Raw genomic sequence first — 22,699 nt, 5'->3', positions numbered from 1 at the left:
TTTTCCTTATATGCTTATTTGTACTTTGAACCTTTCGATTCTGAAAAAATTGCGCACGATACGCCTCAATTGTACACATTCAGCCTGCGATAGCACCAACAACCTGTAATACTTCGTCACGCGCTTGTTCTGGTTTTTCACTGTCAAGCCAGTGAACCCCTTCCCAACCACGCAACCAGGTTATTTGCCGCTTCGCCAACTGTCTCGTGGCGCAAACACCTCGATAAACCATTTCATCGTATGAGATTTCGCCTTCAAGGTAAGACCACATCTGGCGATACCCCACGCAACGAATGGAAGGCAAGTCCGTATGCAAATCTCCTCGGGCAAAAAGCGCCCGGACTTCTGCTTCAAAACCTGAAGCCAACATCTGATGAAAACGCTGCTCAATTCGTTGATGGAGCAGTTCACGGCTCGCCGGGGCGATGGCGAACTGATGCACCTGATACGGTAGAGCGTCTCCTGACGTTTGCGTCAGTTCCGTTAAAGTTTTACCCGAAATGAAAAAAACTTCCAGTGCCCGGGAAAGCCTTTGTGGATCATTTGGATGAATCCTTGCTGCCGCAACCGGATCAATCTCCTGAAGTTGACGATGCAATGACTCCCAACCTTGCTCTGCCGCCTGTTGCTCAATTCTGGCCCGCACTTCCGGGTCCGCCGACGGTAGCGGCGACAACCCTTCCAGCAACGCCTTGAAATACAACATCGTACCGCCCACTAACAGTGGGATGCGCCCCGCAGCCGTAATATCTGCCATTTCCGCCAACGCATCGCGGCGAAAATCAGCAGCCGAATAAGCCTGCGACGGATCGCGAATATCCAGCAATCGGTGCGGCGCGACGAGTAACTCTTCAGCATTCGGCTTCGCCGTTCCGATATCCATCCCCTTGTAAATAAGGGCAGAATCAACGCTTATCAACTCTACTGGTAAAATTTTACGCAGCTCAATGGCTAACGCCGTTTTACCGGAGGCCGTCGGCCCCATCAAAAAAATCGCCTTAGGCAGGCTCGCCTTACTGATATCACTCATCTTTCAGGGCTTTTATCGCCGGATGTAAATCAACAGATTGTAACAGACCACCCGGCGGCGTTTTCACAAGCTGCGGACATAATCGTTCGACGTCCGCCAGCAGGGTAATGGCCTGCGCCATTGACCACTGTGCATGTTCGCTCATCAGATTTCGTGCAATCCACTGCGCAATATTGCCAGGTTCGAATACGGACTGCTTCGCCAGGTAGCCTATCAGTTCAGGAATCAAGATTTGTAAATTTTGTTGGCGTAAGGGTAAAGGCACGGCCCTGATGGTCACATACTGCGCATCGGACTGAAATTCGATGCCTAATTCTGCCAGCGCCGACTGCGCTTTTTCTAATGCCGATTTTTCTTCACCTGAGACTTTTAACCGCAATGGAATGAGCAACGGCTGGGCGCAAACCGGTACTTCGCCCGGCGTCAGTTGCGCCTGACGCAACCAGCGCTCCGCCACAGGCAGAGATAGAAGTGAAATTTTTCCATCTCGCTCCAGTAATGCACAGTCAGAATGGACGATAGTCAGTACTCGACCAAAACTCTGGCTGTTCGCTGCAAGTGCAGGTTCCTGCGCTTCTGGCGCTTTTGGTTTTTGCATCGACGCGGGCGTTTGCAAAAGCTGGCGATACACTTCACCTTGCTGTTTCTGGTAGCCAGGCTGCGCATTCGGCCATGTCGCAGCCTGGCGACTGCCTGCGGCTGGCGCAGGAGAGTAGCGCGGAGCTGCAGGCTCACGAACTGCCGGTTCTGCAAAATGATTACGCCCTGCCGCCACGCGGTTTTCCGGGATGGCGCGCGGTGCAGGTTGTGGTTCATCGTCAAGCGGCAGCGGCGTTTCCAGTTGCTGTTGTAGCACGCTCAGCACGCCCTGATAGATAAAGTCATGCACCAGACGCGACTGATGAAAACGCACTTCGTGTTTTGCCGGATGGACGTTGACGTCCACCTGATGTGGGTCGATATCCAGATACAGCACAAACGCCGGTTGCTGATCGGCCCCCAGTTTGTCTTCGCAGGCCTGGCGGATCGCATGATTGATCAGGCGATCGCGCATCATTCGACCATTCACATAACAATACTGAATTTCTGCCAGCGCGGGCGTAGTGTAATTCGGATCAGCCACCCAGCCGCGTAGCGTGAGATCGCCGTGCTGCCATTCAATCGCTAGCGCTTGTTCGAGAAAAGCGGTGCCGCAAATCGCGCCTAAGCGCCGTTCTTTTTGCCCATTCTCCGGTACTGCACGGTACTGGCGTACAATTTTACCGTTATGCGACAGATTGATAGTGACGTCGAAACGTGCCAGCGCAATGCGGCGGATGATTTCATCAATATGGTTAAATTCGGTTTTCTCAGTGCGCAGGAATTTGCGCCGCGCCGGAGTGTTGTAGAACAGATCCAACACTTCCAGCGTCGTCCCCACCGGATGGGCGGCAGGTTTGACCGTCACATCCATATCGCGCCCTTCAGCATAAGCCTGCCAGGCTTCCTGCTGTTCTGCAGTGCGCGAAGTGAGCGTCAAACGGGAAACCGAACTGATACTTGCCAGCGCCTCACCGCGAAAACCCAGGCTGATAATGGCTTCGAGATCGTCCAGAGAGGCGATTTTACTGGTGGCATGGCGAGCCAGCGCCAGCGCCAGCTCGTCTTTTTTGATACCGCAACCGTTATCACGAATGCGGATAAGTTTCGCCCCGCCGCGTTCGATATCAATATCGATACGTGTCGCACCCGCATCGAGACTATTTTCCACCAGTTCTTTGACTACCGACGCAGGTCGCTCGACCACCTCACCTGCGGCAATCTGGTTCGCCAGTTGTGGCGGTAAGACCTGAATTGGCATCAATCATCCTTAGTTTGGCAGCGTGCGATCTGGTGTCGTCGCCGTACTGGCGGTTTGTGCTGTTGCACCTTGTGGCGCAGACTGCATCGGATGCGCAAGGAAATAATTGCGCAGACCGCTGTACATGGCTTCGGCCAATTGTTGTTGGTAACCGTCGCTCGCCAGCAAACGTTCTTCACTGTTGTTGCTGATAAAACCGGTTTCAACCAGTACGGATGGGATATCCGGCGAACGCAGAACGCCAAGGCTGGCGTGCTCTGGTCGGCGTTTATGAATTTCGCCAATGCGTTGCAACTGGCTGATCATACTGGTCGCCACATCATACCCTACCCGCTGAGAATGACCGAACTGTAAATCCAGCACCGCCTGGCTTAAATACGGGTCTGACTGACTGTTCGCCAGCACATCGCCCGCCCCGCCCAGTAGCTCCGACTGTTTCTCATGCTGTTCCAGCCAGTTTGCCATTTCGCTGTTCGCGCGACGGTTAGAGAGCACCCATACGGAAGCGCCGCTCGCGCTGCGATTCGGTGCGGCATCGGCGTGAATCGACACCAGGAAATTGGCGTTTTGCTTACGTGCGACGTCGCTGCGCCCCATTACCGAGATAAAGTAGTCTCCGTCACGGGTTAAAACGCCCTTAAACATCGGATCGTCATTGAGCAAAGTGCGCAATTTACGGGCGATGGCGATAGTGACATTTTTCTCCCGCGTACCGCCTGGGCCAATAGCGCCAGGGTCCTGGCCGCCGTGTCCGGCATCAATGGCGATAACAATTTTATCGCCAGTGTTAGGCGTCGTGCGGGCTGCCGGACGCGTTACCGTATTACTACTGATGACGCCAGTAGTCCGGTTGCTATCAGTTTTAAACGGATTACGCGCTGGCTCGCTTACGCGCGGTGCGACAACCGCAGGCGTTTCAACACGTTTGGCAACCACTGGCGGCGGCGGTGGCGGCACATCGGCATTAATCGTAAAGACAACGGTGTAATTGCTACCATTCTGGCGCTTCACCGCTTCGGTTTTACCATTTTCGGTGAGGTCGACCACCAGCCGCAACGTTTGTGCATCTTTTGGCGTGCCGGAACGAATAGCTTTCACCAGATTGTTGCCGCTAAACAACAACGGCAGCCCCTGTATTACGCCAGTTTGTTTGATATCCAGCGCCACAGTACGTTTGTTTTGATGACTAAACGCATAATCAGGATCGCCAATAAAACTCAACGTTATTCGCGCCTGTTGATTGCCATTAGAAACCTGAATATCAGAGAGCGTCGCGGCGCCAGCCTGCGCGCACAGCAGCAGCAACGTCGCTACCAACCAATTTCTGATGCGATACATCATCCCGCCACCTTTCAAAGGTTAACCGGCTAAACGCGCCAGCAACAATTCACCCGCTGAGGAAACCGCACTCACGCGCACCTCACGGCCTTGTGCCTGATAATCAATGTGTATTTCGACGTCCGGGTCAGGAAGAACACCTGTACCTTGTTGCGGCCACTCCACCAGGCAGATGGCGTCGTTGGCAAAATAATCGCGGATCCCCATAAACTCCAGCTCCTCGGGATCGGCAAGGCGGTACAAATCAAAGTGATAAACCATTAAGTTGTCGAGCGTATAGGGTTCGACCAGCGTATAGGTAGGGCTTTTGACATTACCCTGATGACCCAGAGCTTGTAAAAAGCCCCGGCTGAAAGTGGTTTTTCCTGCGCCTAAATCGCCATACAGATAGATTACGGTGGCGCCATCACAGGCTTTGGCTATCCGCTCGCCCAGGTCTAACGTTGCCTGCTCGTCAGGGAGCGGTATTACTCGATTCATCATGTTTTTTATCAGTCACTTCCGGGTTAACAATACGCTGTAGCGTGGAAAAGAGATCGGTTGCCAACATCCCGCGCGTCCCCAAACGCGCCGCCAGAACATCCGCCGCCGCACCGTGTGCGACACAGCCCGCGCACGCCGCATCATATGGCGACAATTTTTGCCCGAGCAATGCGCCAATAATACCAGAGAGCACATCGCCCATGCCGCCGCTCGCCATGCCTGCATTTCCGGCATCAATAATGCCTAAAGCGTCAGGATGGGCGGCGACCACGGTTCCGGCACCTTTCAGCACCGCTACGCCGCCATAACGTTGTACCAGACGTTGCGCGTAATGTAAGCGGTCACTTTCAATTTCAGCGACGGAACAACCCAACAGCCGTGCGGCCTCGCCAGGATGCGGCGTGATCACGCGATTGTGACGCTTATCGGGATTGATTGCCAGCAGGTTCAATGCATCGGCATCCCACAACATCGGTTTGCGAAAATTCTCAACTTTTTGCAGGGCTTTTTTTCCCCACTCTTGCTGGCCCAAACCAGGACCAATCACCACCACATCGGCCCATTCCAGGTTTTCGGTAAGAGAGTCCATCGTCAGTTCATGCACCATCAATTCCGGTCGTGCAGTCAGCAGCGGCGCAATGTTTTCACTGCGGGTCAGCACTCTGACTAAACCAGCGCCAGCACGCAGCGCCGCTTCCCCCGTCATGCGAATAGCCCCCGCGGTACCGTAATCGCCACCGATAATCACCAACCGCCCGTGATCGCCTTTATGCGAAGTCGGGCGACGCGGTTTTAGCCAGTAAGAAAGTTGCTCCGCCGAAAACCGCTGAATTTTCGTCTCCTGACCTGCCAGCCAGCTATCCAGCCCCAGAGAGTCAAAATGCAGATGTCCAGTAACATCCCGCGCTTTTCCGGTGAGCAAGCCTGGTTTTAGTGCAATGAAAGTGATGGTGTGATCGGCGTTGATCACCGCGCCTGGCGTAGCGCCGGTTTCAGCCAGCAGGCCGGAAGGGATATCAACCGCCACAATCGGCGCAGGGTGAGTATTAGCGTGGTCGATTAACTGACTAATGGATTCACGAGGCGCTTGCTGCAATCCGGTGCCGAGCAGCGCATCAACAATCAGATCTACCGACTCGGGCCAGACAATATTCGTCGCATGGATCTCGCCTCCCGCGTTTAACCACGCTTCACGTGCCAGAGCGGCCTCTTCCGGTAACGGTTTGCTACTTTCCAGGGCCAGCAGCGTGACCTCAATGCCGACCGCTTTGGCCAGCCGCGCGACCACGTAGCCATCGCCGCCGTTATTACCATGACCGCACAGCACCAGCCAGTGGCGGGCGTCAGGATAAGCGGTACGACATACCTGGAATGCGGCTTCGCCAGCGCGAAGCATCAGCTCATAGAGTGTGAGCCCCAGCGCATCTGCCGCCTCGCGTTCGCCGCGGCGGATATCGTCGGCGTGCCAGACGGTGTGTGGTATACTTACGGGGTTTTTCTTCATTGTATGGTCCGTCATGTCAGAGCCCCTCGATCTCAATCAGTTAGCGCAAAATATTAAACAATGGGGGCTGGAACTGGGCTTTCAGCAGGTAGGTATTACCGATACCGATCTCAGCGAGTCCGAGCCCAAACTACAGGCATGGCTGGACAAACAATACCACGGCGAAATGGACTGGATGGCGCGTCACGGTATGCTGCGCGCCCGCCCCCACGAGTTATTGCCTGGTACGCTGCGCGTGATCAGCGTGCGGATGAATTATCTGCCTGCCAACGCCGCGTTTGCCAGCACGCTGAAAAATCCCAAACTCGGCTATGTTAGCCGTTATGCACTGGGTCGTGACTATCACAAACTTCTGCGCAACCGACTCAAAAAGCTGGGCGAGATGATTCAGCAACATTGTGTTTCGCTGAATTTTAGACCGTTTGTCGATTCTGCGCCTATTCTCGAGCGCCCGTTAGCTGAAAAAGCGGGGCTGGGCTGGACAGGTAAGCACTCACTTATCCTCAATCGCGAGGCTGGTTCGTTCTTCTTTTTAGGTGAATTGCTGGTCGATATTCCGCTGCCCGTGGATCAACCGGTCGAGGAAGGATGCGGTAAATGCGTGGCCTGCATGACGATTTGCCCGACCGGCGCCATCGTCGAGCCATATACTGTCGATGCTCGCCGTTGTATTTCTTATCTGACGATTGAACTGGAAGGGGCTATCCCGGAAGAGCTGCGGCCGTTAATGGGAAATCGTATTTACGGTTGCGATGACTGCCAGCTTATCTGCCCGTGGAATCGCTATTCGCAACTCACGACAGAAGACGATTTCAGCCCGCGTAAGCCGCTACACGCACCGGAACTCATTGAGTTATTCGCCTGGAGCGAAGAGACGTTTTTAAAAGTCACGGAAGGATCGGCGATTCGCCGTATAGGTCACCTGCGTTGGCTGCGTAATATCGCCGTAGCATTAGGCAATGCCCCCTGGGATGAAACGATTTTGACAGCGCTGGAAAGCCGTAAAGGTGAGCACCCACTTCTTGATGAGCACATAGCGTGGGCGATTGCGCAGCAAATCGAGAGACGAAATGCGTGCGTAGTCGAAGTGCAATTGCCGAAAAAACAGCGTCTGGTGAGAGTGATTGAAAAGGGGTTGCCGCGTGACGCCTGATTCATCCACAGCTTGTGAATAAAAATAAAAACGCATTGCAATTCAAGCCGGAAAAAATCGTCAAGTGATCGATACGACAAAATACAATCTTAATTTTTAAGTTATATATCAATTAGTTAAAAAAATACCATTCACCGTACGAAGCTTTTCTAAAATTAAGATTTTAACCTGAACCTGTGGATAACTCTGTTTACAACAGTTTTCCAGAGACAACAAAAGCCAGCAATAACGCATCGCGTCGCTGTGGATATTTTATTGAGAGAAGAATTTGGAGCGGGAAACGAGACTCGAACTCGCGACCCCGACCTTGGCAAGGTCGTGCTCTACCAACTGAGCTATTCCCGCTTGGGTGGTCTGTGCTTCACAGCACTTTCAAATTTTGGAGCGGGAAACGAGACTCGAACTCGCGACCCCGACCTTGGCAAGGTCGTGCTCTACCAACTGAGCTATTCCCGCTTAATCTTCGTCTTTCGAACCGCTACTGCTTTGGCTGCCTTCACTCACCTTAGTCACTTACTTCTGTAAGCTCCCAAGGATTCGCTCAGTTGCCGCCTTGTCGCAATTCGAAATACTGCGATTGGGTGGTCTGTGCTTCACAGCACTTTCAAATTTTGGAGCGGGAAACGAGACTCGAACTCGCGACCCCGACCTTGGCAAGGTCGTGCTCTACCAACTGAGCTATTCCCGCGTACTACTTAATTTTTGCTTTCGTAATTTCGCATTTCTGCGTCGTTACGGGAGGCGCATTATACGAGAATTCTTTCCCTCTGCAACCCCCCCTAAAAAATTTTTTTGAGTTTTTATCTCAAGTGCTGAAATTATCAGCAAGACGTTCAATTTAGCGTCAAAACCACGCCGCCGCAAGAGAATTCCGGCGGTTATGTGACCAGGAAAAATTTTACAGCTTGATAAAATGCTCGCGATAGTAAGCCAGTTCTGCCACCGACTCACGGATATCATCCATCGCCTGATGCGTCCCCTGCTTGGTAAAACCAGCAAGAATTTCTGGCTTCCAGCGACGCGCCAGCTCTTTCAGCGTGCTGACATCAAGATAACGGTAGTGGAAGTAGGCTTCCAGCTCCGGCATGTATTTAAACAGGAAGCGACGATCCTGGCCGATGCTGTTACCGCAGATAGGTGATTTTCCCGCAGGCACCCACTGTTTTAAAAATTCGAGCGTCGCCAGTTCAGCTTCCCGATCGCCCATTGTGCTCGCTTTCACGCGCTCCACCAGCCCGCTGGCGGTATGGGTGCGCACGTTCCAGTCATCCATCAACGCCAGTTGTTCATCAGACTGATGTACTGCAATAGTCGGCCCCTCTGCCAGAATATTCAGGTTGGCATCGGTCACCAACGTGGCAATCTCAATTATGCGATCGCGCTCGGGATCCAGACCGGTCATCTCAAGATCGATCCAAATCAGGTTGTTTTCATTGGCACTCATGCTATTTTCCACCCATTCACAGTGACTATATTGATCCACAATTGCGTGTATCATAGATGTTTTGCCCATCAGGGGCGACCAGGAGTCAGTACGATTGAGTAAAAATAAACTCTCCAAAGGCCAGCAGCGCCGTGTGAACGCTAATCACCAGCGTCGTCTAAAAACGTCTAAGGAGAAGCCCGACTACGACGACAATTTGTTTGGCGAGCCCGATGAAGGCATCGTCATCAGTCGCTTTGGCATGCACGCTGATGTGGAATCTGCCGATGGCGAGGTTCACCGCTGCAATATTCGCCGAACCATCCGTTCGCTGGTAACCGGCGATCGCGTGGTCTGGCGCCCAGGTAAACCAGCGGCGGAAGGCGTAAATGTCAAAGGGATCGTGGAGGCGGTGCATGAGCGTACTTCGGTATTGACGCGCCCGGATTTCTACGACGGCGTAAAACCTATTGCCGCCAATATCGACCAGATCGTCATTGTCTCCGCTATTTTGCCGGAGCTGTCGCTCAATATTATCGACCGTTACCTGGTGGCTTGCGAAACCTTGCAGATTGAGCCGATTATTGTGCTCAACAAAATCGATCTGCTGGACGATGAAGGGATGGCGTTCGTTAACGAGCAGATGGATATCTACCGCAATATTGGTTATCGCGTATTGATGGTTTCCAGCCATACTCAGGATGGGCTGAAACCGCTGGAAGAGGCGTTGACCGGGCGCATCAGCATCTTTGCCGGGCAGTCTGGCGTCGGCAAATCCAGCCTGCTGAATGCGCTGCTGGGGCTGCAAAAAGAGATTCTGACCAATGATGTGTCTGACGTTTCCGGTCTCGGTCAGCACACTACGACTGCCGCACGGTTGTATCATTTCCCGCACGGCGGCGACGTGATCGACTCACCCGGAGTGCGTGAATTTGGCCTCTGGCACCTGGGAGCGGAACAAGTCACTCAGGGTTTTGTCGAATTCCACGACTACTTAGGCTTGTGCAAATATCGCAATTGCAAGCACGATACCGATCCGGGTTGCGCTATCCGTGAAGCGGTTGAGGAAGGGAAAATCGCGGAAACTCGTTTCGAAAACTATCACCGTATTCTGGAAAGCATGGCGCAGGTAAAAACGCGTAAAAACTTTTCTGCTACGGACGACTGACAATTAAGCTAACCGTCGTTAGAATCGTCCCCCTTTTTTTCAGGATCCGGCCTCTACGCCGGATCAGGAACGACAAAACAATGGCCTGGAGGCTACCTTGTTAAATTCATTTAAACTTTCGCTACAGTACATTCTGCCGAAACTATGGCTTACTCGCCTGGCGGGTTGGGGCGCAAGCAAGCGGGCAGGATGGCTGACAAAACTGGTTATCGATCTGTTCGTTAAATACTACAAGGTCGACATGAAAGAGGCGCAGAAGCCGGATACCGCCAGCTATCGCACGTTTAACGAATTCTTTGTCCGTCCGCTGCGTGACGAAGTACGCCCAATTAATACCGATCCGAATGTTCTGGTCATGCCTGCCGATGGCGTTATCAGCCAGTTAGGTAAAATCGAAGAAGATAAAATCCTGCAAGCCAAAGGCCATAACTACAGCCTTGAAGCCCTGCTGGCAGGTAACTACCTGATGGCGGATCTCTTCCGCAACGGTACGTTTGTGACCACTTACCTCTCCCCGCGTGATTACCACCGCGTACATATGCCATGTAACGGCATTCTGCGTGAGATGATCTACGTACCGGGCGATCTCTTCTCTGTGAACCATCTCACCGCCCAGAACGTGCCGAATTTGTTTGCCCGTAATGAGCGCGTGATCTGCCTGTTCGATACCGAATTTGGTCCGATGGCGCAGATTCTGGTCGGTGCAACCATTGTTGGCAGCATTGAAACCGTCTGGGCGGGCACCATTACGCCGCCACGCGAAGGCATCATCAAACGCTGGACCTGGCCTGCCGGGGAAAACGACGGTTCTGTGGCGCTGCTGAAAGGCCAGGAAATGGGTCGCTTTAAACTCGGTTCTACCGTGATCAACCTGTTCGCACCGGGTAAAGTGAATCTGGTAGAGCAACTGGAAAGCCTGTCGGTCACGAAAATTGGCCAGCCGCTGGCAGTATCTACCGAAACCTTTGTTGCGCCAGAAGCTGAACCGTCCTCTCTTCCTGCTGAAGAGAGCCCGGCAGAACACGACGCCAGCTCATTGGTTGACGACAAAAAAGACCAGGTCTAATTCATCAAAGGAAACGCTGACGTGCGCCTGATTATCACTTTTCTGATGGCCTGGTGCCTCAGTTGGGGGGCGTACGCTGCGACGGCCCCCGATAGTAAACAAATCTCGCAAGAACTGGAGCAGGCGAAAGCGGCGAAACCCGCACAGCCGGAAGTCGTAGAGACGCTCCAGTCCGCCTTAAATGCGCTTGAGGAACGAAAAGGTTCCCTTGAGCGCATCAAACAATATCAAGACGTTATTGATAATTATCCGAAGCTCTCTGCTGCTCTACGCGCGCAATTAAACAATATGCATGACGAGCCGCGCAGTGCGCCGTCGGGGATGTCCACCGACGCGCTAAATCAGGAAATTCTCCAGATCAGTAGCCAGTTGCTGGATAAAAGTCGCCAGGCCCAGCAGGAACAAGAACGCGCCCGTGAAATTGCAGATTCGCTTAACCAACTGCCGCAGCAGCAAACTGACACTCGCCGTCAGTTGAATGAAGTCGAGCGTCGGCTGGGTGCGCTCACCGGAAATACTCCGCTTAATCAGGCGCAAAATTTCGCTTTGCAAGCAGACTCCGCGCGTTTGAAATCATTGGTCGATGAGCTCGAACTGGCACAACTTTCTGCTAATAATCGCCAGGAATTAGCGCGTTTACGCTCAGAACTGGCAGACAAAGAGAGTCAACAACTCGATGCGTATTTGCAGACATTACGCAACCAGTTAAACAGCCAGCGCCAACTGGAGGCGGAACGGGCGCTGGAAAGCACCGAGCAACTGGCGGAAAGCAGCGCCGATTTGCCGAAAGATATCGTCGCACAGTTCAAAATTAACCGTGAACTATCGGCAGCGCTGAATCAGCAGGCACAGCGAATGGATTTAGTGGCTTCGCAACAGCGCCAGGCTGCCAGCCAGACGTTACAGGTCAGGCAGGCACTGAATACGCTGCGTGAACAGTCACAATGGCTGGGGTCATCAAACCTGCTCGGCGAAGCGTTACGGGCACAGGTAGCGCGCTTGCCGGAAATGCCCAAACCGCAACAACTGGATACCGAAATGACCCAGTTACGCGTGCAACGGTTGCGCTATGAGGATCTGCTAAACAAGCAGCCGCAACTACGACAAATCCATCAGGCCGACGGTCAGCCGCTGACCGCCGAGCAAAATCGCATTCTCGAAGCCCAACTGCGTACTCAGCGTGAATTGCTGAATTCATTGTTGCAGGGCGGCGACACGCTACTGCTCGAACTGACTAAGCTGAAAGTTTCCAACGGGCAACTGGAGGATGCACTGAAAGAGGTGAACGAAGCGACACACCGCTATCTGTTCTGGACCTCTGACGTGCGTCCAATGACCATCGCCTGGCCGCTGGAGATCGCTCAGGATCTGCGTCGTCTGATCTCACTGGACACCTTCAGTCAGTTGGGCAAAGCCAGCATCATGATGCTAACCAGCAAAGAGACGCTTTTGCCTCTGTTTGGGGCGTTGATTCTGGTCGGTTGCAGTATTTACTCACGCCGCTATTTCACTCGTTTTCTCGAACGTTCGGCAGCAAAAGTCGGCAAAGTGACTCAGGATCACTTCTGGCTGACGTTACGGACGCTTTTCTGGTCGATACTCGTTGCTTCACCGCTGCCGGTGCTGTGGATGACGTTGGGTTACGGGCTGCGCGAGGCGTGGCCTTATCCGTTAGCGGTAGCGATTGGCGATGGCGTAACGGCCACCGTGCCGCTGCTATGGGTGGTGATGATTTGCGCTGCCTTTGCCCGGCCTAACGGCTTGTTTATCGCCCATTTTGGTTGGCCGCGCGAACGGGTTTCTCGTGGGATGCGCTACTACCTGATGAGCATTGGGCTTATCGTACCGCTGATTATGGCGTTGATGATGTTCGATAATCTCAACGACCGTGAGTTTTCCGGTTCGCTGGGACGACTCTGCTTCATCCTCATCTGTGGTGCGCTGGCGGTTGTTACTCTCAGTCTGAAAAAGGCCGGGATCCCGCTGTATCTCAATAAAGAAGGCAGCGGGGACAATATTGCCAACCATATGTTATGGAACATGATGATTGGCGCGCCGCTGGTTGCCATTCTGGCATCCGCGGTCGGTTACCTGGCAACAGCGCAGGCGCTATTAGCGAGACTGGAAACCTCAGTTGCCATCTGGTTCCTGCTGTTGGTGATTTACTACGTTATCCGCCGCTGGATGTTAATCCAGCGGCGCAGATTGGCATTTGATCGCGCGAAACATCGCCGGGCAGAAATGCTGGCGCAGCGCGCGCGTGGCGAAGAAGAAGCGCATCACCACAGTAGCCCGGAAGGGGCGATTGAGGTAGATGAAAGTGAAGTCGATCTCGATGCCATCAGTGCCCAGTCCTTGCGACTGGTTCGTTCAATTCTGATGCTGATCGCCCTGCTTTCAGTCATCGTACTGTGGTCGGAAATTCATTCCGCTTTCGGCTTCCTCGAAAATATTTCGCTGTGGGATGTCACTTCAACAGTACGGGGCGTGGAAAGCCTGGAGCCGATTACCCTTGGCGCAGTGCTGATTGCCATTCTGGTGTTTATCATCACTACGCAACTGGTGCGCAACCTGCCTGCCCTGCTGGAACTGGCGATTTTGCAGCATCTGGATTTAACACCAGGTACGGGGTACGCCATCACCACCATCACCAAATATCTGCTGATGCTGATTGGCGGTCTGGTTGGCTTCTCGATGATTGGCATTGAGTGGTCGAAATTGCAGTGGCTGGTCGCCGCGCTCGGTGTTGGTCTGGGCTTTGGTTTGCAAGAGATTTTCGCCAACTTTATCTCTGGCCTGATTATCCTGTTCGAAAAACCGATTCGCATTGGCGATACTGTGACAATCCGCGATCTCACCGGTAGCGTGACGAAAATTAACACTCGCGCCACCACTATCAGCGACTGGGACCGTAAAGAGATTATCGTGCCGAACAAGGCGTTTATTACTGAGCAGTTTATCAACTGGTCACTCTCTGACTCGGTAACGCGCGTGGTGCTGACAATTCCGGCCCCTGCCGATGCCAACAGTAAAGAAGTGACGGAAATCCTGCTTACGGCAGCGCGGCGCTGCTCGCTGGTGCTCGACAATCCGGCGCCGGAAGCTTTTCTGGTGGATCTGCAACAGGGGATTCAGATTTTCGAGTTGCGTATTTACGCTGCCGAAATGGGCCACCGCATGCCGCTACGCCATGAAATCCACCAGCTAATTCTGGCGGGCTTCCACGCCCACGGTATCGATATGCCATTCCCGCCCTTCCAGATGCGTCTGGAAAGTCTGAACGGCAAGCAAACGGGAAGAACGCTGACTTCTGCAGGTAAAGGACGTCAGGTGGGAAGTTTGTAATGCGTGAAGCTGCCGGATGTGAATCTGGCAGCTTCAATCACCAACAAAATTGATAGCGCAGGAAAAATTGCCACAGCCAGTAGCTGAAAATGGTCAGCGCGGTGGCATACATAAGCCAACCGCGTTTTTTTCGCCGCAGCGTGAACCAGAGAAAGGGGAAAAAAAGCGGTAACGTCATTATCACACCAATATCGCGGGTATCGTCATTTTCAAGATATTCCAACACATCGCAGATATTTTTAACTCCCCTCTCCTCAATCATCCACTCTTTGTCCAGCGTGGACAGTATCAGAATCCAGAGAACAGATACGAAGAACCAAATGCAGCATAAAATAAACTGACGCGCACTCATGATGTTTCAATCGGCAGTTTAATTTCGCTATAACGCATGCGGAACAAATCCCCATACCCGATTAATTCCCCACGAAAAACCAGACACCTGATCAGGTAAGTGCAATAGATATCAGGCAGGTTTCCCCACCGCGAACCATCGCGATCTTTGAGGATATTAATGGTATTACCGACCACCATCGCTACTTTGCGGGTGTGGCGGGCATCGGCAAAAGAAAGGATAACGTGCTCTATTTCTGCAATGTCCTGTGCAGAAAATTGCAGCGCCCTGATTTCATCTTCGGTTATCACTGGATCCCGACTACCGTCGTCCATAACGTCTTCCTTACCAGACAACTCATCGCCGGAGAGACGATGAGTTGCAGGATTTCACATGATCAGTCCAGTGCCAGCTCAGGCTTGTTCGCCATACGGCTGCAATAGTTCTGGTAAATCGCCATCGCTAACAGCGAGAAAAAGACCGGGCCGCCAATCATCCACAATGTGCTGTCCCAGTCTCCGGCTTCAACTACCGGCTGGATGATGGTGAAGACGTTCGCAAAAGTCACCACCAGCACGACCACCACCGTCGCAATCATTGCCGACATGTGCGTTTTAAAAATAACAAACGGTCTGTCGAGATCCTGACGCGCTTTAAAAAACGGGAAAGCCAGCGCGAGGAACAGATAAGGCAGCGTCATAGACACGTTCGCCATCAGCGTCAACTTGTTAAAGAACGCCGAGGCCGTCCCCCCACCAAATGAAACCAACAGAATGAAAACAGTGACCAGAGCACACTGCATCCACATGGCGACAGATGGCATTCCCATCGCGTTCAGGCGCGTCATCGGCTCTGGCCACAACGCTTTCGGCGTCCCCTGGATAATCGCTTTTAACGGCGAATAACAGAGCGTAAAGAACGCGCCGGTGTAGGCAAGGAACATGGAAAGTCCTGTAATACGCGCAAACCATACGCCCAGCGACAACGACGTTTCAGGTGATAAATGCAACGCGTTACCCAGCGACATCCCCAGACTCTTCATCAGCACATAAGTAATATTACCGAGGTTAACAGAACCGTTACTTAATACCTGCTGCCAGTTAGTACTGACGCCCCATAAAAATATTGCCAGCGAATAACCAATTGAAATAACAATAGCGGCAAAAATAATCCCTTTAGCAAAGTTCTTTTCTGGATTTTCTGTTTTATCTACCAGCCCGCCAACGGCTTCAATTCCACCGTAAGCAAAAATAGCAAATACAACAAACGATAACATCGCCAGACCAGACTGATATCCCGGATTTGGAGATACCATAAAATTAATATCTTGCGCGAAATGACCACCATTTAATAACAAAATGATAATACTCACTAACAGTAATACTAAATTAAGACACATTACTGCAATACCGCCCACTGCGGTAATTCGGGCAATTTTATTAATTCCCTTCGAGGCAATAACAGTTACCAGAATCATCCAGGCCACCGCCAACAGACCGACTACCTGCGTTGGCTCCAGACCGGCAATGCGCCAGTGCTGAGTCATATCGCTACCGTAGAGGAAGGTAGAAAATGGTACCCATACTTTAGCGGAGGTACTCACCATCCAGATAATATAAGAGGAAAACCACATAAATGTGCCAATAAAGGCAAAACGCGGTCCGACGCTATTATTCATCCAGGAATAGATGCCGCCTTCTTCTTTACGATAAGCAGCTCCCATTTCAGCCATCATTAGGGCGAATGGAATAAAGAATAACAATGCAGAAAATATATAAAAGGGAATCGCACTATACCCCATTAAGTAATACGCTGATGGGCTATTGGCAAATCCAAATACGGAAGTAAAGATCATCAATATGAGTCCAATCAGACTCATCTTTTTTACCGAGTGAGGCATGAAACCATCCTTCATTTCAGCACGTATATTAAACGCGCCAATTGAACTGTACTACCCACCGATTGATGGGCAGCATAAAAACCAATACAGAATTGATACCCGGATGATAACAAACATCCAGTCTTAAATTGTAGGCTTTGGCAGAAAAATGAAAAAATATGCTACAGAATGGCGCCAGTTACGCCATTCTGTGTCGTTAATTCAGTGATTTTTCAGAATTATGCCCGGTCAACGCTAAAGGCAATCACTTCTGCCAGAGTCTCCGCTCCCAGCGCCAACATCACCAGGCGGTCAACGCCCAGCGCCACGCCGGAACAGTCGGGCATGCCCACTTCCAGAGCATCAATCAGATTCTTGTCGATAGGATGTTGTGGTAAACCGCGCGCCGCACGTTTACGGTTATCCTGTTCGAAGCGTTGTTGCTGTTCATGAGCATCCGTCAACTCATGGAAACCATTCGCCAGTTCAATACCTTTATAGTAAACCTCGAAGCGTTCCGCGACCCGATGATCCTCAGTACTGATTTGCGCCAGAGATGCCTGGCTGGCAGGGAAGTGATAAACAAAGGTCGGTTTCTCTTTACCTATGTTTGGCTCTACGCCAAAGGTAAATAACAGTTGTAGCAGTGTGTCGCGATCTTCTTCGGTATCGGCAACATTGCTCAAATCCAGTTTCGCCGCGGCTTCCCGCAACTGTGTTTTATCGGCAGAGAGCGGGTCAACTTCCAGATAACGCAGAAAAGCTTGTTGATAAGAAAGGCTTTCTGCGGCCGGACAATCCAACACCTGCTGCAGAAGATCATCAACCTCATTCATCAACCGGTACATATCATAATGCGGTCGATACCACTCCAGCATGGTGAATTCAGGGTTGTGATAACGCCCCATCTCTTCATTACGGAAGCTGCGGCATAACTGGAATACGGGACCACAACCTGCTACCAGCAGGCGTTTCATGTGATATTCCGGGCTGGTCATTAACCAAAGATTCATCCCCTGGGAGTGTCCGGGGCCAACGAAACGTGTCTCAAACGGGACCAGATGAATATCCGTTACCGTCGCCTGACTCATACAAGGCGTCTCCACCTCCAGCACTCCACGATCGGCAAAGAAGCGACGGATTTCCGCCATAATCGCCGCGCGTTTTAACAAGTTAGGAATAGATGCGCTCGGCTGCCAGGATGCCGTTTCGCTCATAGTGAAATCTCCAGTTTTTAACAAGGGCACGAAGTCTACTCGTAACGCGACGGAGAGACAAATTTTACGCAAGGATCAGGCCGTGATGGGGAGTGACTAAAAAAACCGCAAACTGATGGTTTAGTAATTAAATTAATCATCTTCAGTGATAATTTAGCCTCCTGGCACGCTAAAAAAATCGATCTCGTCAAATTTCAGACTTATCCATCAGACTATACTGTTGTACCTATAAAGGAGCAGTGGAATAGCGTTCGCAGTGCGTAACTTTCAGGTACTTACTCTGAAGTACGTGACTGTGGGATAAAAACAATCTGGAGGAATGTCGTGCAAACCTTTCAAGCCGATCTTGCCATTGTAGGTGCCGGTGGCGCGGGATTACGTGCTGCAATTGCTGCCGCGCAGGCAAACCCAAATGCAAAAATCGCACTAATCTCAAAAGTATACCCGATGCGCAGTCATACCGTTGCTGCAGAAGGGGGCTCCGCCGCTGTCGCGCAGGATCATGACAGCTTCGAATATCACTTTCACGATACAGTAGCAGGTGGCGACTGGTTATGTGAGCAGGATGTTGTGGATTATTTCGTCCATCACTGCCCAACCGAGATGACCCAACTGGAACTGTGGGGCTGCCCATGGAGTCGTCGCCCGGATGGTAGCGTCAACGTACGTCGCTTCGGCGGTATGAAAATCGAGCGTACCTGGTTCGCCGCCGATAAGACCGGCTTCCATATGCTTCATACTCTGTTCCAGACCTCTCTACAGTTCCCACAGATCCAGCGTTTTGACGAACACTTCGTACTGGATATTCTGGTCGATGATGGTCATGTTCGCGGCCTGGTGGCAATGAACATGATGGAAGGCACGCTGGTACAGATCCGTGCTAACGCAGTAGTTATGGCTACAGGCGGTGCGGGTCGCGTTTATCGCTACAACACTAACGGCGGTATTGTAACCGGTGACGGCATGGGTATGGCGTTGAGCCATGGTGTTCCACTGCGTGATATGGAATTCGTTCAGTATCACCCGACGGGTCTGCCAGGTTCCGGTATCCTGATGACCGAAGGTTGCCGTGGTGAAGGCGGTATTCTGGTCAACAAAAATGGCTACCGCTATCTGCAAGACTACGGCATGGGGCCAGAAACTCCGCTGGGCGAACCGAAAAACAAATATATGGAACTGGGTCCACGCGACAAAGTTTCTCAGGCCTTCTGGCACGAGTGGCGCAAAGGCAACACTATCTCTACGCCGCGTGGCGATGTGGTATACCTCGACCTGCGTCACCTGGGTGAGAAAAAACTGCACGAACGTCTGCCGTTTATCTGCGAACTGGCAAAAGCGTATGTTGGCGTCGATCCGGTTAAAGAACCGATCCCAGTACGTCCGACCGCACACTACACCATGGGCGGTATCGAAACCGATCAGAACTGCGAAACCCGCATTAAGGGTCTGTTCGCCGTGGGCGAATGTTCCTCTGTCGGTCTGCACGGCGCAAACCGTCTGGGCTCCAACTCACTGGCGGAACTGGTGGTCTTTGGTCGCCTGGCTGGTGAACAAGCGACGGAGCGTGCCGCCACGGCCGGTAACGGCAACGAAGCGGCAATCGAAGCACAAGCCGCAGCCGTTGAACAACGTCTGAAAGATCTGGTTAACCAGGATGGCGGCGAAAACTGGGCGAAGATCCGCGACGAAATGGGTCTCGCTATGGAAGAAGGTTGCGGTATCTACCGTACGCCGGAACTGATGCAGAAAACCATCGACAAGCTGGCGGAACTACAGGAACGCTTCAAGCGCGTACGTATCACCGACACTTCCAGCGTGTTCAACACCGACCTGCTCTACACCATTGAGCTGGGCCACGGTCTGAACGTTGCCGAATGTATGGCGCACTCCGCAATGGCGCGTAAAGAGTCCCGCGGCGCGCACCAGCGTCTGGACGAAGGTTGCACCGAGCGTGACGACGTCAACTTCCTCAAACATACCCTCGCCTTCCGCGATGCTGATGGCACTACTCGCCTGGAGTACAGCGACGTGAAGATTACTACGCTGCCGCCAGCCAAACGCGTTTACGGTGGCGAAGCGGATGCAGCCGATAAAGCGGAAGCAGCCAATAAGAAGGAGAAGGCGAATGGCTGAGATGAAGAACCTGAAAATTGAGGTGGTGCGCTATAACCCGGAAGTCGATACCGCACCGCATAGCGCATTCTATGAAGTGCCTTATGACGCAACCACCTCGTTGCTGGATGCGCTGGGCTATATCAAAGACAACCTGGCGCCGGACCTGAGCTACCGCTGGTCCTGCCGTATGGCGATTTGCGGTTCCTGCGGCATGATGGTTAACAACGTGCCGAAACTGGCATGTAAAACCTTCCTGCGTGACTACACCGACGGTATGAAGGTTGAAGCGTTAGCGAACTTCCCGATCGAACGCGATCTGGTTGTTGATATGACTCACTTCATCGAAAGCCTGGAAGCGATCAAACCGTACATCATCGGCAACTCCCGCACTGCGGATCAGGGTACTAACATTCAGACTCCTGCGCAGATGGCGAAGTATCACCAGTTCTCCGGTTGCATCAACTGTGGTCTGTGCTATGCCGCATGCCCGCAGTTCGGCCTGAACCCAGAGTTCATCGGTCCGGCTGCCATTACGCTGGCACATCGTTATAACGAAGATAGCCGCGACCACGGTAAGAAGGAGCGTATGGCGCAGTTAAACAGCCAGAACGGCGTATGGAGCTGTACTTTCGTGGGCTACTGCTCCGAAGTCTGCCCGAAACACGTCGATCCGGCTGCAGCCATTCAGCAGGGCAAAGTAGAAAGTTCGAAAGACTTTCTTATCGCTACCCTGAAACCACGCTAAGGAGTGCAACATGACGACTAAACGTAAACCGTATGTACGGCCAATGACGTCCACCTGGTGGAAAAAATTGCCGTTTTATCGCTTTTACATGCTGCGCGAAGGCACGGCAGTTCCGGCTGTGTGGTTCAGCATTGAACTGATTTTCGGGCTGTTTGCCCTGAAAAACGGCCCGGAAGCCTGGGCGGGATTCGTCGACTTTTTACAAAACCCGGTTATCGTGATCATTAACCTGATCACTCTGGCGGCAGCCTTGCTGCACACCAAAACCTGGTTTGAACTGGCGCCGAAAGCCGCCAATATCATTGTAAAAGACGAAAAAATGGGGCCAGAGCCGATTATCAAAGGTCTCTGGGCGGTAACCGTGGTTGCCACCATCGTAATCCTGTTTGTTGCCCTGTACTGGTAAGGAGCCTGAGATGATTAATCCAAATCCAAAGCGTTCTGACGAACCGGTATTCTGGGGCCTCTTCGGTGCAGGCGGCATGTGGGGCGCGATCATCGCACCGGTAATGGTTCTGCTCGTCGGCATTATGTTGCCGCTGGGCCTGTTCCCAGGTGATGCGCTGAGCTATGAACGCATTCTGGCGTTTGCGCAGAGCTTCATTGGTCGCGTATTCCTGTTCCTGATGATCGTCCTGCCGCTGTGGTGTGGTTTACACCGTATGCACCACGCGATGCATGACCTGAAAATCCACGTGCCTGCGGGAAAATGGGTTTTCTACGGTCTGGCTGCTATTCTGACAGTTGTCACGCTGGTCGGTATCGTTACAATCTAACGTATCGTCAATGTAAATCCGGCCCGCCTCTGGCGGGCCGTTTTGTATGGAAAACAGCTCCTATGTTCAAAACGACGCTCTGCGCCTTACTGCTCGCCATCTCTTACTCCACACTTGCCGCCTCCCACAGCGAACAACAGATCAACGAGATTGTGCATCGCACAATGACGCCACTCATTGAGCAACAGCAAATCCCCGGCATGGCTGTGGCGGTGATTTATCAGGGCAAGCCTTATTACTTTACCTGGGGCTATGCGGACGTGGAAAAAAATCGGCCCGTCACGCAGCAAACATTATTTGAGCTAGGTTCGGTGAGCAAAACATTTACCGGCGTGCTTAGTGGCGACGCTATTGCACGAGAGGAAATCACTCTAAGCGATCCCGTCACAAAATACTGGCCTGAACTTACCGCTAAACAGTGGAATAGGATCACACTATTACATCTCGCAACCTATACCGCTGGCGGCCTGCCATTGCAGGTGCCGGATGACGTTAAATCCGCAACGGACCTGCTACGTTTCTATCAAAACTGGCAGCCTGAATGGGCGCCAGGAACACAACGTTTGTACGCGAATTCCAGTATTGGTTTGTTCGGCGCACTGGTTGTGAAGCCGTCTGGTTTAAGCTTTGAACAGGCGATGCAAACTCGTGTTTTCCAGCCTCTCAAACTCACCCATACGTGGATTAATGTGCCATCAGCGGAAGAAAAGAATTATGCCTGGGGATATCGCGAAGGTAAGGCAGTACATGTTTCACCAGGGGCGTTAGATGCTGAAGCTTACGGTGTGAAATCGACGATTGAAGATATGGCCCGCTGGCTGCAAAGCAATATGAATCCCCAGGAGATCAAAGACAAAACTCTTCAGCAAGGTATCCAACTGGCGCAATCTCGCTACTGGCAATCTGGCGATATGTATCAGGGGCTGGGCTGGGAAATGCTGGACTGGCCGGTAAATCCTGACATCATCATTAACGGCAGCGACAATAAAATTGCACTGGCGGCACGTCCCGTAAAAGCGATTACGCCCCCAGCGCCTGCAGTGCGCGCATCATGGGTACATAAAACGGGGGCGACCGGCGGATTTGGTAGCTATGTCGCGTTTATCCCAGAAAAAGAGCTGGGTATTGTGATGCTGGCTAACAAAAACTATCCAAACCCTGTGAGAGTCGCCGCCGCCTGGCAGATCCTCAACGCCCTACAATAAAATTTCATCAGGTCCGAATTTTCGGACCTTTTCTCCGCTTTTCCTTGCTGTCATCTACACTTAGAAAAAAACAGTAAGGAA

The 22,699-nt window shown here is 52.3% G+C and carries 19 protein-coding genes and 3 tRNA genes; 9 read left to right on the top strand and 13 right to left on the bottom strand.

Features of this window, described 5'->3' with window-relative positions; genetic code table 11:
- Positions 1–79 precede the first annotated feature (79 nt).
- From miaA to nnr, 5 genes are read right to left on the bottom strand one after another with little or no spacing between them, the layout of a single operon-like run.
- Positions 80–1,030 carry a tRNA (adenosine(37)-N6)-dimethylallyltransferase MiaA gene (gene miaA, locus PS053_RS17030; protein WP_001280362.1) on the bottom strand — a complete coding sequence of 317 codons (951 nt, stop codon included), beginning with the start codon at positions 1,028–1,030 and terminating at the stop codon, positions 80–82.
- Positions 1,023–2,870, bottom strand: coding sequence for a DNA mismatch repair endonuclease MutL (gene mutL, locus PS053_RS17025; protein WP_059228903.1), 1,848 nt, complete (start codon positions 2,868–2,870; stop codon positions 1,023–1,025). Before mutL ends, miaA begins: the two co-directional genes overlap by 8 nt.
- Before the next feature lie 9 nt (positions 2,871–2,879).
- Complete coding sequence (amiB, locus tag PS053_RS17020; RefSeq protein ID WP_000990280.1) at positions 2,880–4,211, bottom strand: N-acetylmuramoyl-L-alanine amidase AmiB; 1,332 nt, start codon at positions 4,209–4,211, stop codon at positions 2,880–2,882.
- Between the two features lie 18 nt (positions 4,212–4,229).
- Entirely contained in the window at positions 4,230–4,691 is a 462-nt protein-coding gene (gene tsaE / locus PS053_RS17015) for a tRNA (adenosine(37)-N6)-threonylcarbamoyltransferase complex ATPase subunit type 1 TsaE (protein WP_256878073.1), read from the bottom strand.
- Positions 4,663–6,210 (bottom strand): bifunctional ADP-dependent NAD(P)H-hydrate dehydratase/NAD(P)H-hydrate epimerase, encoded by a 1,548-nt coding sequence (gene nnr, locus PS053_RS17010; protein WP_256878745.1) that lies wholly within the window; start codon positions 6,208–6,210, stop codon positions 4,663–4,665. The genes tsaE and nnr overlap by 29 nt, the downstream gene beginning before the upstream one ends.
- Between nnr and queG the strand changes: the two genes are divergently transcribed.
- Entirely contained in the window at positions 6,209–7,348 is a 1,140-nt protein-coding gene (gene queG / locus PS053_RS17005; RefSeq protein WP_001294247.1) for a tRNA epoxyqueuosine(34) reductase QueG, read from the top strand. The genes nnr and queG overlap by 2 nt on opposite strands.
- A 269-nt stretch (positions 7,349–7,617) precedes the next feature.
- Here queG and PS053_RS17000 read toward each other — a convergent pair.
- The 4 genes from PS053_RS17000 to orn all read right to left on the bottom strand — a co-directional run bounded on the left by PS053_RS17000 (position 7,618) and on the right by orn (position 8,792).
- A tRNA-Gly gene (locus PS053_RS17000) sits at positions 7,618–7,693 on the bottom strand.
- A 35-nt stretch (positions 7,694–7,728) separates the two neighbouring features.
- Positions 7,729–7,804 (bottom strand) — tRNA-Gly (locus tag PS053_RS16995).
- A gap of 156 nt (positions 7,805–7,960) precedes the next feature.
- Positions 7,961–8,036 (bottom strand) — tRNA-Gly (locus PS053_RS16990).
- Between the two features lie 210 nt (positions 8,037–8,246).
- Positions 8,247–8,792, bottom strand: a complete 546-nt coding sequence (gene orn, locus PS053_RS16985; protein WP_001340699.1) for an oligoribonuclease — start codon at positions 8,790–8,792, stop codon at positions 8,247–8,249.
- Between the two features lie 94 nt (positions 8,793–8,886).
- Here orn and rsgA point away from each other — a divergent pair, with 94 nt between their 5' ends.
- From rsgA to mscM, 3 genes are all read left to right on the top strand, one after another.
- Positions 8,887–9,939 (top strand): small ribosomal subunit biogenesis GTPase RsgA, encoded by a 1,053-nt coding sequence (gene rsgA / locus PS053_RS16980; RefSeq protein WP_256878746.1) that lies wholly within the window; start codon positions 8,887–8,889, stop codon positions 9,937–9,939.
- 97 nt (positions 9,940–10,036) lie between these two features.
- Entirely contained in the window at positions 10,037–11,005 is a 969-nt protein-coding gene (gene asd, locus PS053_RS16975; RefSeq protein ID WP_000934938.1) for an archaetidylserine decarboxylase, read from the top strand.
- A gap of 21 nt (positions 11,006–11,026) precedes the next feature.
- Positions 11,027–14,350, top strand: a complete 3,324-nt coding sequence (gene mscM, locus PS053_RS16970; RefSeq protein WP_256878747.1) for a miniconductance mechanosensitive channel MscM — start codon at positions 11,027–11,029, stop codon at positions 14,348–14,350.
- A 37-nt stretch (positions 14,351–14,387) separates the two neighbouring features.
- Here mscM and PS053_RS16965 read toward each other — a convergent pair whose 3' ends face one another.
- From PS053_RS16965 to epmA, 4 genes are all read right to left on the bottom strand, one after another.
- Positions 14,388–14,702 carry a YjeO family protein gene (locus PS053_RS16965; RefSeq protein WP_001276186.1) on the bottom strand — a complete coding sequence of 105 codons (315 nt, stop codon included), beginning with the start codon at positions 14,700–14,702 and terminating at the stop codon, positions 14,388–14,390.
- Positions 14,699–15,016 carry a protein YjeN gene (yjeN, locus tag PS053_RS16960; RefSeq protein WP_000340877.1) on the bottom strand — a complete coding sequence of 106 codons (318 nt, stop codon included), beginning with the start codon at positions 15,014–15,016 and terminating at the stop codon, positions 14,699–14,701. The genes PS053_RS16965 and yjeN overlap by 4 nt, the downstream gene beginning before the upstream one ends.
- A 62-nt stretch (positions 15,017–15,078) precedes the next feature.
- The gene (gene yjeM / locus PS053_RS16955) at positions 15,079–16,581 is read right to left on the bottom strand and encodes a glutamate/gamma-aminobutyrate family transporter YjeM (RefSeq protein ID WP_256878748.1); all 1,503 of its coding nucleotides are present in this window, start codon (positions 16,579–16,581) and stop codon (positions 15,079–15,081) included.
- 218 nt (positions 16,582–16,799) lie between these two features.
- Positions 16,800–17,777: an elongation factor P--(R)-beta-lysine ligase gene (gene epmA / locus PS053_RS16950; protein ID WP_000004778.1), complete on the bottom strand. Its 978-nt coding sequence runs from the start codon at positions 17,775–17,777 to the stop codon at positions 16,800–16,802.
- 324 nt (positions 17,778–18,101) lie between these two features.
- On the opposite strand from epmA, the gene frdA reads away from it, so the two are divergent.
- The 5 genes from frdA (at position 18,102) to ampC (ending at position 22,618) form a co-directional block, all read left to right on the top strand.
- On the top strand, positions 18,102–19,910 hold the full coding sequence (gene frdA, locus PS053_RS16945) for a fumarate reductase (quinol) flavoprotein subunit (RefSeq protein WP_001192971.1): 1,809 nt from the start codon (positions 18,102–18,104) through the stop codon (positions 19,908–19,910).
- The gene (gene frdB, locus PS053_RS16940; protein ID WP_000829498.1) at positions 19,903–20,637 is read left to right on the top strand and encodes a fumarate reductase iron-sulfur protein; all 735 of its coding nucleotides are present in this window, start codon (positions 19,903–19,905) and stop codon (positions 20,635–20,637) included. The genes frdA and frdB overlap by 8 nt, the downstream gene beginning before the upstream one ends.
- A gap of 10 nt (positions 20,638–20,647) precedes the next feature.
- Positions 20,648–21,043 carry a fumarate reductase subunit FrdC gene (gene frdC, locus PS053_RS16935; RefSeq protein WP_000208756.1) on the top strand — a complete coding sequence of 132 codons (396 nt, stop codon included), beginning with the start codon at positions 20,648–20,650 and terminating at the stop codon, positions 21,041–21,043.
- 10 nt (positions 21,044–21,053) lie between these two features.
- The gene (gene frdD / locus PS053_RS16930) at positions 21,054–21,413 is read left to right on the top strand and encodes a fumarate reductase subunit FrdD (RefSeq protein WP_001340693.1); all 360 of its coding nucleotides are present in this window, start codon (positions 21,054–21,056) and stop codon (positions 21,411–21,413) included.
- Between the two features lie 62 nt (positions 21,414–21,475).
- Positions 21,476–22,618 (top strand): CMY2/MIR/ACT/EC family class C beta-lactamase, encoded by a 1,143-nt coding sequence (gene ampC / locus PS053_RS16925; RefSeq protein WP_256878749.1) that lies wholly within the window; start codon positions 21,476–21,478, stop codon positions 22,616–22,618.
- Positions 22,619–22,699 lie beyond the last annotated feature (81 nt).

Source organism: Escherichia albertii, assembly GCF_028622335.1.
GTDB classification, from domain to species: domain Bacteria; phylum Pseudomonadota; class Gammaproteobacteria; order Enterobacterales; family Enterobacteriaceae; genus Escherichia; species Escherichia albertii.
The sequence above is the reverse complement of the archived record's forward strand: the minus strand, read 5'-3'. Positions and strand labels throughout refer to the sequence as shown.